A 12406-nucleotide genomic window follows, 5' to 3' on the forward strand; every position below is an offset into this window, starting at 1 on the left:
ACACCTCTGAGGCCGGGTTCCCTGCCGTACCAGCGCAATTGCGCTGTTACAGCAGGTCGCGGGCGGCCCGACCTAGACGTGCGTGTGCTCGCCCGGGCCATTGACCTTGAGGCCGGGCAGGTCGGCCAGGTCGTAGGTGATCTCGAACGTCCGGCGGTAGCCGGTGTGCGCGACCCGCCAGCCGTCCGGCGTACGCACGTAGCGGTCGTCGTAGAACGCCGCACCCTCGAGCATGAAGTGGAAGGCGGGGACGATCACCTTGTCCTGGAGGTACCACCGGCCGGTCGCCGTGTCGCCGTCGACCGCGATCTCCGGGTGGTGCACCTGGTGCAGGGTGAGGATGCCCTCGCCCAGGTTGGTCTGCATGTAGGTCACCAAGGCATCGCGGTCCTGGAACAGCAGGCCGTTGTAGTCGCCGGTCGCGTCGGACACGAAGCAGGTGGCGAACTCGTCCCACTGCTTGGTGTCGAGCGTCTGCAGGTAGCGGTACTTGAGGTGGCTGATCTCGTCGATGTCCGTCACGAAACTAGAACGTATTCCAGTTCTGTGGTTGACGCAGCGTTAACAAGCGGTCAACCTCCCCGCGATCTTGCTCCCGCACCCTGATGACAGGGACCGCTCCATCCGAGCGGCGCACACTCAGGGAGGCCGAGATGGAAGACCCCACCACGCCCGACCGCGAGCTCGACCGGATCCGCGAACAGCGGGTCCAGCTCAAGCTGCGGCACGCCCAGGCACTCACCACGTTGATGGTCGAGCGCGACGACCTGCGCGGGGTGCACGCGCTGGCGGACTACTTCGACGACGCGGTGCGCTGGTCGGCGTAGCGCGCACGTCCGTGCCGGCCACCCCTCGGTGTGAGACCGACGGGTGGCCGGCCTCGTTATAGTCGCGGCGTGATCTTCAAGCGCGTCGGTGACGGGAGGCCGTACCCCGACCACGGCCTCTCCTCCCGGGCCTGGGCGGCGGTGCCGCCGCGCCAGGTGCGTCTCGACCAGCTGGTGACGACCAAGGACACGCTCCAGCTCGCCGCCCTGCTCGACGAGGACTCGACGTTCTACGGCGACCTGTTCGCACACGTCGTCGAGTGGCACGGGGAGTACTACCTCGAGGACGGGCTGCACCGCGCACTCCGGGCCGCGCTCCAGCAGCGCAGCGTCCTGCACGCCCGCGTCCACACCCTGGAGGGCTGATGACCCAGGGGGTGCGGTCCGCGATCACGCTCGCGGTGCTCGGGGTGCTGCTCCTCGCCGCCGCCCTCTGGGGCTGGAACGCCACCATGAAGCCGCTGCCGGCCAAGGTCGACACCCCCATCTGCGTGCAGGAGGACGTCCCGGCCGGGACCAAGGTCTTCCCCGAGGACGTCACGGTCAGCGTCTACAACGCCGGCAGCCGCGAAGGGCTGGCCGGTCGCACGATGGCCCTCTTCACCGACAGCGGCTTCCACGAGGGCAACAGCGGCAACGTGACCCCTGACCAGCCCATCCGCGGGTCGGCGATCTGGACCGACGACCCGACCAGCCCGGCGGTGCTCCTGGTCGCGAGCCGGCTCGGCCCGGACGTCGACATCGAACGCCGCGACCCCCCGGGCGTCGGCGTGGTCGTCGTGGTCGGCGACGACTTCGAGGACCTGGTGAAGGGCCGCCGCGCCACCAAGGCCACCGAGGACAGCGAGATCTGCAGCCCGCCGGTCGCCTGACCGGTCAGGGTCCCGTCGGGTCCTTGCCCTTGCCGAGCCACAGCGCGAGCCGACCGTGCTCGCTCACCTGGCGCAGCCGCTCCTCGGTCTTCTCGCGGAGCTTGCGCGGCGTCACCACCAGGAGGTCGTCGCCGTGGCGGAGGACGGTACGGCGCTCGGGCACCAGCGCCTCGCCGTCGCGGACCACCATCGACACCGACGCGCCCGGCGGCAGCCGCAGCTCGCCCACCTCGACGCCGTGCATCTGCGACACCGGGCTGATCGTCACCTGCAGCAGGTCGGCCGCGACCCGTTCGAGGGGCGCGGCCTCCATCTCCAGGCCGCGCGGCTCGGAGCGGCGCGCGACCTTGAGGAGGCGGGCCACCGCGGGCAGCGTCGGCCCGGTCAGCAGGGTGTAGATGACCACGAGGACGAAGACGATGTCGAAGAGCTCCTCCGCTCCGGCGATGCCGTCGGCCAGCGGGATCGTGGTGAAGACGATCGGGACCGCACCACGCAGGCCGGCCCAGGAGATGAAGGTCAGGTCGCGCCACGGCATCGGCTGGACGAGGGAGCTGACCAGCACCGAGAGCGGGCGGGCGACGAAGGTCAGGATCAGCCCGGCCACGACGGCCAGTCCCAGGATCTCCCAGGTCAGCCGGGACGGCGACAGCAGCAGCCCGAGCATCACGAACAGCCCGATCTGGGCGATCCACGCGATGCCCTCCGAGAAGGACCGCGTCGCCGCCCGGTGCGGCAGCTCCATGTTGCCGAGGATCAGCGCGGCGACGTACACGGCGGCGAACCCGGACGCGTGCACCGCCGCACCGGCGCCGTACGCGAGGACGGTCAGGCAGAGCACGGCGATCGGGTAGAGACCCGAGGACGGGAGCGCGGCCCGGCGCATGACCCAGGCGCCGCCGAAGCCGACCGCGAACCCGACGCCGACGCCGACCACGAGCTCGAAGACGATCAGGGCGAGCATCGCGAGGATGCCGTCGTCGGCGGCCGCGCCGGAGGAGACGAGCACGACGAGGACCACGACGGGTGCGTCGTTCAGCCCGGACTCGGCCTCCAGCGCGCCGGTCAGCCGTTTGGGGAGCGGCACCAGCCGGAGCACCGAGAAGACCGCCGCCGCGTCGGTGGCCGAGGTGACCGCACCGAGCAGGACCGCGAGCTGCCAGGGCAGACCGAGGACGTAGTGCGCCCCGAGGGCGACGACCCCCACCGACACGCTCACCCCGATGGTTGCGAGCGCGACCCCCAGCCGCATCGACGGTCGGATCTCGCGCCAGCTGGTGGTCAGACCGCCCTCGGCCAGGATCACGACCAGCGCGCCGAAGCCGAGCGCGTGCGCGAGCTCGGCGTCCTCGAACTGGATGCCGAACCCTGCTTCCCCGAGCAGGACCCCCATCAGGAGGTAGATCAGCAGGCTGGGGAGACCCGCGCGCGTCGAGGCCCGGACGGCCAGGACGGCCGCCAGCGTGACGCTCGAGCCGATCAGCAGGAACACGTCCAGCTGATGGGCGTCGAAAGTCATGTCACCTCAGGCTTCGCGGCGTCGGAAGCGCAGTCTATCGGTGCCCGACCTCCTGCCGGACGGTCGTCGGGCGCTCCCGGATCGCACGGAACTGAAACTTGTTCTAGATTTGCCGCATGAGCTCCAGCGGCACCGCCCTCCCAGCCGTCCTCCCCGCCGGCGTCCTGACCGACCCGGGGGGCGAGGCCCCGTCGTACGACGTGGTCGTGGTCGGGTTCGGCATCGCGGGCGGGTGCGCCGCACTCGAGGCAGCGCGGGCGGGAGCGCGGGTGCTGCTGCTCGAGAAGGCGGCCGTGCACGGCGGGACGTCGTCGATGTCCGGCGGCCACTTCTACCTCGGCGGTGGGACGGCCGTGCAGCAGGCGACCGGGCACGCGGACTCGGTCGAGGAGATGTACCGCTACCTCGTCGCGGTCTCGAAGGAGCCCGAGCACGACAAGATCCGCGCCTACTGCGAGGGCTCGGTCGAGCACTTCGACTGGCTCGAGGCGCTGGGCTTCGAGTTCGAGCGCTCCTTCTTCCCCGGCAAGGCGGTGATCCAGCCAGGCACCGAGGGCCTGATGTACACCGGCAACGAGAAGGTGTGGCCCTTCAAGGAGCAGGCGGTGCCGGCGCCGCGCGGGCACAAGGTGCCGGTGCCGGGCGACACCGAGGGCACCAAGATCGTGATGGACCTCCTGCGCACCCGGGTCGAGGAGGCCGGCGTCGAGGTCCGCTTCGAGACCGGCGTGACCAACCTCGTGGTCTCCGACGACGGGGCGGTCGTGGGGGTCGCGTGGAAGTCGTTCGACGAGACCGGAGTCGTCGCGGCGCCGGCGGTCGTGGTCGCGGCCGGCGGGTTCGTCATGAACCCCGACATGGTCGCGCAGCACACTCCCGCCCTCGGGTCGAAGCTCTTCACCCTCGGCTCGACGTACGACGACGGCCTCGGCATCCGGCTCGGTGCGTCGGTCGGCGCGGAGCTCAAGCACATGGACGAGCCGTTCATCACTGCGCCGGTCTACCCGCCGTCGGTGCTGGTGACCGGGCTGATCGTGAACGCGCAGGGTGAGCGGTTCGTGGCCGAGGACTCCTACCACTCGCGGACCTCGCAGTTCGTGATGGAGCAGCCGGACTCGGCGGCGTACCTGATCATCGACAGCGAGCACGTCGAGTACCCGACGATGCCGCTGGTGCCGCTGATCGACGGCTACGAGACCGTCGCCGAGATCGAGACCGCGCTCGGCTTCCCGGACGGTGCGCTGGAGAAGACGCTGGCGCGCTACAACGAGTACGCCGCGCTCGGGGAGGACCCGGACTTCCACAAGAGCCCTGACTGGCTGGCCTCGCAGGCCGTCGGTCCGTGGGCGGTCTTCGACCTGCGGCTGGGCAAGGCGCTCTACGCGGGCTTCACGCTCGGTGGCATCCGGGTCTCGGTCGACGGCGAGGCGCAGCGAGCCGACGGCTCCGTCGTCCCCGGGCTCTACGCCGCCGGCGCGTGCGCCTCCAACCTGGCCCAGGACGGCAAGGGCTACTGCTCCGGCACCCAGCTCGGCGAGGGCTCGTTCTTCGGGCGACGAGCGGGTCGACACGCTGCGGGTTTCACCGGCTGACCGCCAGAACCCGCACGACACGCCGTTGGCCATCGGCGTGTCGTGCGGGCGTCGGCGGCCGACCGGTGAAACCCCGGCACGACTGCTCCTCGGTCACCTCACCTTGAGGGTGAAGGCACCGGTCTGGGCGCCGGTGGTGCCGTCGGACCCGTCGACCGCGAGCCGGTACCTGAACGTGCCCTTCTGGCTCTGCCGGGCGAAGGTCACCTTCGCCGACTCGCCGTCGCACGCGACCGTCTTGACGTCGACCCAGGTGCCGGCGACGAGCCGCTGCAGGACCAGGTCTTCGTCACCGATCTGGTCCACCGCCACGGCGTCGGCCGCCGGGGTCGCCCCCTTCTTCACGGTGACGGTGCCCGTGCGCCAGCCCGAGATGCTGGTGACGGCCAGCGGCTCGTCCACGGTCATCGGGTCGCCGTCGTCGTTGACGATGCACGGGACCGTGCCCTGCCAGTGGTAGTTGGTGCCACCGACCTGGGTCCAGACCACGGAGTACGACGTCACGCCGGCCGGCCACTTCGGGTGGCTGGCGTAGGGGAAGGAGGTCGTCCCGCCCCAGAAGGCGTCGCTGTTGTGGAAGTTCAGCGTGACCTGGCCGAGGTCGGTCTCGAGCCGGACGTTGACGTCGTTGGCCTGGCCGTCCGGGATGTTGGACGGGTAGGCGACGGTCAGCGCCGAGCAGGACGGGTCGTCGTACTGCCAGTCCCAGCTGAACGGGCCCGGGTCGGTCGTCGTCGCCTGGTAGGTGCCGAGCACGACGGAGTCCGTCGTGGTGACGTCCGCACCGGTCGGCGGGGTGGCCGAGCCGCTGGCGATGTTGACCACGGAGCCCTGGTCGACGTCCGCGGCCGTCACCGTGTAGTGCGCGGCCGGCAGCGAGGGGCAGGTGGTCGTCTCGCCGACGGCCAGGGTCGCTGCGCAGAGCGCGCCGCCGGCCAGGGCCGGGATCATCGGGTCGGTCACCGTGACGTTGCTCAGCGGGGCCTGGCCGGTGTTGGTGACCGAGAACGAGTAGGTGAGCTGCTCGCCCACCGACGCCAGGTCGTCGGCGTCGTCCGAGTCGGCGACCGTCTTCTCCAGCCTGATCGACGACGCGGGCGCCGGCGGCGTCGTCTTCGTCGCGATCACGGCCGTGTCGTTCGCCGTCACCAGGTCACCGGTCGACCGGGCGGCCGAGGCGCTCGCGGTGTTCTCCACCGACTCGTGCGCCACCTCTGCGGCGGTGACCGTGTGCGTCGCGGCCGGCAGGGACGGGCAGGTCGTGGTCGCTCCCGGGGCCAGGCTGGCGACGCAGACCGCGCCACCGGCCAGGGCCGGGATCATCGCGTCGAAGACCTTGACGTCGCTGAGCGCGACGTTGCCGGTGTTGGTCACCGAGAACGAGTACGTCAGCCGCTCACCCTCCGAGGCCAGGGCGTCCGCGTCGTCGGAGTCCGCGACCGTCTTCTTCAGGGTGATCGACGCGGCGCTGGGCCGGGTGTCGATCGTGGCGCTGGCAGCGCCGGCGACGGCGGCGCCGGTCGGCGGCTTCGCGGTGGCGCTGGCCTCGTTCACGACCGTGGCCTGGTCGGCCTCGGCGCCGGTCACCGTGTGGGTGGCCGCCGGCAGGGACGGGCAGGTCGTGGTCGCACCCGGGGCCAGGCTCGCGACGCAGACCGCGCCGCCCGCCAGGGCCGGGATCATCGCGTCGGTGACCTGGACGTCGGTCAGCGGCACGTTGCCGGTGTTGGTGACCGAGAAGGTGTAGGTCAGCTGCTCACCCTCGGCGGCCAGGTGGTCGGCGTCGTCGGAGTCGGCGACCGCCTTGGTCAGCGAGATCGCAGGCGCGGCCGGCGACAGGATCGTCGCGGACGCGTTGCCGGCGACCGTGCCGGCCGGCGAGCTCGCCGACGCGGTGGCGAAGTTGTCGACCGACCCCTTGGTGATGTCCGCGGCGCTCACGGTGTGCGTGGCGGCGGGCAGCGACGAGCAGGTCGTCGTGTCGCCGACGGCCAGGGTCGCGGCGCAGACGACGCCGCCGGCGAGGGCCGGGATCGTCGCGTCGGTGACCTTCACGTCGGTCAGCGGCACGTTGCCGGTGTTCTCGACCGTGAACGTGTAGGTCAGCGTCTCGCCCAGGGCGCCGGCGAAGTCGGCGTCGGCGGAGTCGGCGACGGCCTTGGTCATCACGAAGGCGGGTGCCGCCGGCGTCGCGATCGTGGCCGAGGCCTGCGACGTCGGGTTCGGGCCGCTCGGCGATGACGCCGTGGCGGTGGCGTCGTTGACGACCGAGCCCCGGGCGATGTCCGCCGCGTTGACGACGTGGGTGGCGGTCACCGTCGAGCAGGTGGTGGTCGCCCCGACCGCGAGGGTGGCGGCGCACACGGCGCCGTCCTTCATGGCCGGGATCATCGCGTCGGTGACCCGCACGTTGGTCAGCGGCACGTTGCCGGTGTTCTTGACCGTGAACGTGTAGGTCAGGGTCTCGCCGAGCGAGCCGATCGTGTCGGCGTCGCTCGAGTCGGCCACCGTCTTGGTCATCGAGACCGACGAGATGGCCGGCGCCGCGATGGTGGCGCTGTCGGCCGCGGTGGGCGCAATGCCCTTGCTCGGGGTGCCGGTGGCGGTCGCCTGGTTGACGACCAAGCCTTGGGCGATGTCCGCCGCGTTGACGACGTGGGTGGCGGTCACCGTCGAGCAGGTGGTGGTCGCCCCGACCGCGAGGGTGGCGGCGCACACGGCGCCGTCCTTCATGGCCGGGATCATCGCGTCGGTGACCCGCACGTTGGTCAGCGGCACGTTGCCGGTGTTCTTCAGCGTGAAGGTGTAGGTCAGGGTCTCGCCGAGCGAGCCGATCGTGTCGGCGTCGCTCGAGTCGGCCACCGTCTTGGTCATCGAGAGGGCCGGGGTGGCCGGCGTCGCGATGGTCGCCGTGTCGGTCGCGGTCACCTTGGCACCGCTGGGCCGGGTGGCCGAGGCGGTGGCGTTGTTGACGACCGAGCCCTTGGTGATGTCGGCGGCGGCGACGACGTGGGTCGCGGCCGGCAGGAGCGGGCAGGTGGTGGTTGCGCCGGCGGCGAGCGTCGCGACACAGTCGGCGCCGTCGACCAGGCCGGGGATCATCGCGTCGGTGACCCGCACGTTGGTCAGGGTGATGTTGCCGGTGTTCTTCACCGTGAACCCGTAGGTGAGCCGCTCGCCGAGCGATCCGACCGTGTCGGCGTCGTCGGAGTCGGCGACGGTCTTGGTCAGGGTGATCGCCGCGGTGGTCGGCTTGGTCGTGATCGACACGCTGGAGCGGGCCGTGACGGCGGGCCCGGTCGGCGGCGTCGCCGCGGCGGACGCGGAGTTCACCAGCGCACCCTGGTCGGCCTCGGCCTCGGTCACCGTGTGGGCACCGGCCGGGAGCGCGGGGCAGGTGGTGACGGCGCCGACCGCGAGGGTGGCGACGCAGGTCGCCCCGCCCGCGAGGGCCGGGATCATCGCGTCCGTGATCTTCACGTTGGTCAGCGCGACGTTGCCGGTGTTGGTGACGGAGAACGTGTAGGTCAGCTTCTCGGTCTCGGACGCCGCGGTGTCGGCGTCGTCGGAGTCGGTGACGACCTTGGTCATCGAGATGCCCGGTGCCGCCGGCGTGGAGATCGTGGCCGAGTCGGTCGCGGTCACGGCCGCTCCGCTGGGAGGCGTCGCGACCACGGTGGCGGTGTTGTCGACCGAGCCCTGGGCGATGTCGGTGGCCACCACCGTGTGGGTCGCGGCCGGCAGTGCGGCGCAGGACGTCGTCTCGCCGACACCGAGGGAGGCGGTGCAGACGGCGCCGCTGCTCAGGGCGGGGATCATCGCGTCGGTGACCTTCACGTTGGTCAGCGGCACGTTGCCGGTGTTCTTCACCGTGAAGCCGTAGGTCAGCGTCTCCCCGAGGGAGCCGATGGTGTCGGCGTCACTCGAGTCGGCGACCGTCTTGGTGAGCTTCACACCCGGGGTCGCCGGGGTCGAGATGGTCGCCGTGTCGGTGGCGGTGACCGTGGTGCCGGCCGGGCTCGTGCCCGCCGCGGTGGCGGTGTTGTCGACGGAGCCCTTGCCGATGTCGGTGGCGCTCACCGTGTGGGTCGCGGCGGGGAGCGACGGGCAGGTGGTCGAGGCACCGACGGCCAGGCTCGCCACGCAGACCGCGCCGCTGGTGAGCGCCGGGATCATCGCGTCGGTGACCTTCACGTTCGTCAGCGGCACGTTGCCGGTGTTCTTCACCGTGAAGCCGTAGGTCAGCGTCTCGCCCAGCGAGCCGATCGCGTCGGCGTCGCTCGAGTCGCTCACCGTCTTGGTCAGGGACAGCGACGGGGCCGGCGGCGGGGTCGGGTTGACCGGCACCGACTTCGCGTCGAACGCGATGCGGCCACACCCGTCCGTGACCGTGACGCGGATCGTGCAGGCGGTCGCGGCGGAGAGGGTCGGCGCCGTGAAGGTCGTGCTGGCGGCGGTGCTGTTCGCGAAGGTGCCTCCGCAGCCCGAGGTCCACTTGTAGGTGTACCCGCCGCCGCCGCCCGTGGCGGTGGCGCTGACCGGGATGGTGGTGCCCGACGTGATCTCGGCGGACGAGACGGTGGCCGTGACCTCCGGGGACTTGTCGACCGAGGAGATCAGGTTGAAGTTGAGGAAGCTGCGCTGGGCGGCGACGTTCGCGGTGGCATCGGCCTTGGCGAAGTCGTGGCCGGCCTGGTACATGACGAGGCCGTTCGAGGAGTCACCGAAGCCGCGGCCGTAGACGGAGACGGCCGCCTTGCCGGGCGACAGCGCCCTGCTGCCGCTGATCTGCGGGTGGTCCGGGTCCCACGCGAGCACCTTGGTGGTCGGGCGCCAGCCGGTCTTGGGCAGGTAGACCTGCTCGGCGCCGTTCTGGGTCGCGGAGTCGAAGGAGTTCATGATCTGCGAGATCGGGTCCGACCAGTCCCCGTTGTAGGTGTACGCCGGAGTGCCGTCGTTGTGGTCGCCGTACTCGACCATCCCGCTCACGGACAGGAAGTTCAGGTCGGGCGCGGTGCCGGCGTCGGCCGGGTCGTCGAGGTTCTCGAGGGTGCTGGGGGCGTGGCACTGCCCGAAGATGTTGCCGCCGGCGTCGTTGAACGCCAGGAGGTTCTTGTGCAGCGACCAGGTCGGGTCGGCGTGCGGGAAGACGAAGAGGTCGTCGCAGGAGGTGAGGGCCGACGGGAGCGCCTTGCGGTAGGCCGAGGACGGGATGCCGGCGTTCGCGTAGTAGCCGTCGGCGACCGGATCGCTCGACGCGTCGAGCACCACGCGCGGCCAGCTGCGGAGCAGGGAGGACTGCGGCACGGAGGCGATCGGCGAGTTGGCGACGTACATCTGCACGCCCGCGGACCGCCAGGCCAGCAGCCGGGCCGCCGGGATGTCGCCCACGAAGTCACCCGAGACGACGAACGAACCGCCCGCGAACGCCTTGCTCGCGACCGTCGCCCCGGTGGTCACGTTGAGCAGGTTGGTGGCCGTGAAGTCCGACGCACCCATCGTGGTCTTGCCGTTCTTGACGGCCCAGGCCACCGGGACCTTGTACGTCGTGAGCAGCTCGTAGACCAGCCCGTACGGCTTCAGGCCGTTGGCCACCGTCTGCGGGGTCACGCCCATGTCGATGATCAGCGAGCCCGACGGGAAGTCCGCGGTCGCCGGGGTCGCGGCCCGGGCAGCGACGGGCGCCGTCGACGGGGTGCTCGCCGATGCCGAGGCGGCCGGGAGGAACCCGCCGGCCAGGACGGCCAGGACGAGGGCGATGAGGGCTGCGACGCGGATGCGCACGAATGGCTCCAAAGGGTGCTGGCGGAGGTGACGCCGAACTCTGGCACGCATTTCGGGGCCGAAACCGTTCCTGCCCCCAACCTTTGAGAGACGTTGAGGAAACCCGGCCTTCCTTGAGGAAACCCTGAGCATGAGGCCCCGGAACCGCGCCGTACAGTCGCTCCATGACCGACCGCTTCCAGGTGGCGAGCCGCGCCAACGTGCCCCCTTTTCACGTGATGGACCTGCTGGCGGCCGCGACGACCCGGCAGCGCACGCACGGCGACCTGCTCAACCTGCTGGCCGGCCAGCCGAGCACGGGCGCACCGGCGGCGGTCCGCGCGGAGGCGAAGCGGCTGCTCGACTCCGGCGACCCGCTCGGCTACACGCCGGCGGCCGGGGTGCTCGAGCTGCGCGAGGCGATCGCCGGCCACCACAAGCGCACCCACGGCATCGACGTCGACCCCGACGAGGTCGTGGTCACCACGGGCAGCAGCGGTGGCTTCCTGCTCGCCTTCCTCGCGGCGTTCGAGGTCGGCGACCGCGTCGCGATGGCGCGGCCCGGCTACCCCTGCTACCGCAACGTGCTGACCGCGCTCGGCTGCGAGGTGGTCGAGATCCCGACCGGGCCGGAGACCCGCTTCCAGCCGACGGTCGAGCAGGTGGCGGAGCTCGGTGACATCAAGGGCCTCGTCGTCGCCAGCCCGGCCAACCCGACCGGCACCATGCTGCTCCCCAGCGAGCTCGCCGCCCTCGCGACGTACTGCGAGACCGAGCGGATCCAGCTGATCTCCGACGAGATCTACCACGGCATCGAGTACGCCCCCCTCGCCGGCGGTGACCACCTGGCGCGCAGCGCCTGGGAGACCAGCCGGGAGGCCGTCGTCTTCTCCAGCTTCTCCAAGTACTTCTCGATGACCGGCTGGCGGATCGGCTGGATGCTGGTCCCCGACCGGCTCCGGCGCGCGACCGACATCCTCACCGGCAACTTCACGATCTGTCCGCCCGTCCTGGCGCAGTGGGCGAGCCTCGCGGCCTTCAGCGACGCGTCGTACGTCGAGCTCGACAGCCACGTCGCGCGCTACGCCGACAACCGGCGCCTCCTGCTCGACGGCCTGCCCCGGCTGGGGATCACCGAGCTCGCGCCGGCCGACGGCGCGTTCTACGTGTACGCCGACGTCGGCCACCTGACCGACGACACCATGGTGTTCTGCCACGAGCTGCTGGCCCGCACCGGCGTCGCCGTCGCACCCGGCATCGACTTCGACACCGTCGACGGCGGCCGGTTCATCCGGCTCAGCTTCGCCGGCCCGGGAGCCGACATCGAGCGCGCACTGGAGCGTCTCTCCACAGCCCTCGTGCGCTGACGTTTCTCCACATCCGCCGCCCGGCGAGGCTCCTCGGCACACCGACCGATGCGAGGGGGACTCCATGTACGGCGACACCACCACCATCCGGGCCCTGGCCCGCGACCTGCGCGACCGCGCCGACGACATCCGCACCGCGGCCGACCGGCTGGCGGCCCGGGCCGACGGGGTCGACTGGCGCGGGCTGACCGCCGACGCGATGCGCCGGCACGCCCACGACCGCTGCGCCGCGCTCCGGCGCACGGCGGCCCTCCACGACGACGCCGCGGACGCGCTCGACCGGCACGCCCGGGAGGTCGACCGGCTCGAGGACCTGATCGCCGCCGTCGAGCGGAAGGTGCACGGGCTCATCGACGCCGCCCGCGACAAGCTCCTGCCCGACGGCCTGGACGGGCTGCTCCACCGGTTCTCGCCGCCGCTCCCGGGCAGCCGGGACTGGCTGTCCGTCGACCTCCCGGGGATCTGA

At 71.4% G+C, this 12406-nt stretch carries 9 protein-coding genes; 6 read left to right on the forward strand and 3 right to left on the reverse strand.

The window, feature by feature from the left end; translation table 11 throughout:
- Nucleotides 1–72 precede the first annotated feature (72 nt).
- Nucleotides 73–522, reverse strand: coding sequence for a nuclear transport factor 2 family protein (locus PD653B2_RS12980; protein ID WP_085872802.1), 450 nt, complete (start codon nucleotides 520–522; stop codon nucleotides 73–75).
- A gap of 131 nt (nucleotides 523–653) precedes the next feature.
- On the opposite strand from PD653B2_RS12980, the gene PD653B2_RS24960 reads away from it, so the two are divergent.
- From PD653B2_RS24960 to PD653B2_RS12990, 3 genes are all read left to right on the forward strand, one after another.
- Complete coding sequence (locus tag PD653B2_RS24960) at nucleotides 654–827, forward strand: hypothetical protein (RefSeq protein WP_165763462.1); 174 nt, start codon at nucleotides 654–656, stop codon at nucleotides 825–827.
- A 69-nt stretch (nucleotides 828–896) separates the two neighbouring features.
- On the forward strand, nucleotides 897–1193 hold the full coding sequence (locus PD653B2_RS12985) for a type II toxin-antitoxin system VapB family antitoxin (protein ID WP_085872803.1): 297 nt from the start codon (nucleotides 897–899) through the stop codon (nucleotides 1191–1193).
- The gene (locus tag PD653B2_RS12990) at nucleotides 1193–1699 is read left to right on the forward strand and encodes a LytR C-terminal domain-containing protein (protein ID WP_085872804.1); all 507 of its coding nucleotides are present in this window, start codon (nucleotides 1193–1195) and stop codon (nucleotides 1697–1699) included. The genes PD653B2_RS12985 and PD653B2_RS12990 overlap by 1 nt, the downstream gene beginning before the upstream one ends.
- A gap of 4 nt (nucleotides 1700–1703) precedes the next feature.
- Here PD653B2_RS12990 and PD653B2_RS12995 read toward each other — a convergent pair whose 3' ends face one another.
- Nucleotides 1704–3218, reverse strand: a complete 1515-nt coding sequence (locus PD653B2_RS12995) for a potassium/proton antiporter (protein ID WP_085872805.1) — start codon at nucleotides 3216–3218, stop codon at nucleotides 1704–1706.
- 116 nt (nucleotides 3219–3334) lie between these two features.
- Here PD653B2_RS12995 and PD653B2_RS13000 point away from each other — a divergent pair, with 116 nt between their 5' ends.
- Complete coding sequence (locus PD653B2_RS13000) at nucleotides 3335–4810, forward strand: FAD-binding protein (protein ID WP_085872806.1); 1476 nt, start codon at nucleotides 3335–3337, stop codon at nucleotides 4808–4810.
- 93 nt (nucleotides 4811–4903) lie between these two features.
- On the opposite strand, the gene PD653B2_RS13005 is transcribed toward PD653B2_RS13000, so the two are convergent.
- A complete protein-coding gene (locus PD653B2_RS13005; protein ID WP_085872807.1) occupies nucleotides 4904–10594 on the reverse strand; it encodes a beta strand repeat-containing protein in 5691 nt (1896 codons plus the stop codon).
- A gap of 164 nt (nucleotides 10595–10758) precedes the next feature.
- Here PD653B2_RS13005 and PD653B2_RS13010 point away from each other — a divergent pair, with 164 nt between their 5' ends.
- On the forward strand, nucleotides 10759–11940 hold the full coding sequence (locus PD653B2_RS13010; protein ID WP_085872808.1) for a pyridoxal phosphate-dependent aminotransferase: 1182 nt from the start codon (nucleotides 10759–10761) through the stop codon (nucleotides 11938–11940).
- Nucleotides 11941–12004: 64 nt separating this feature from the next.
- Nucleotides 12005–12406, forward strand: a complete 402-nt coding sequence (locus PD653B2_RS13015; protein ID WP_085872809.1) for a hypothetical protein — start codon at nucleotides 12005–12007, stop codon at nucleotides 12404–12406.

The sequence above is a fragment of the Nocardioides sp. PD653-B2 genome (assembly GCF_002117935.1).
In the GTDB taxonomy this organism is placed as follows: Bacteria; Actinomycetota; Actinomycetes; order Propionibacteriales; family Nocardioidaceae; genus Nocardioides.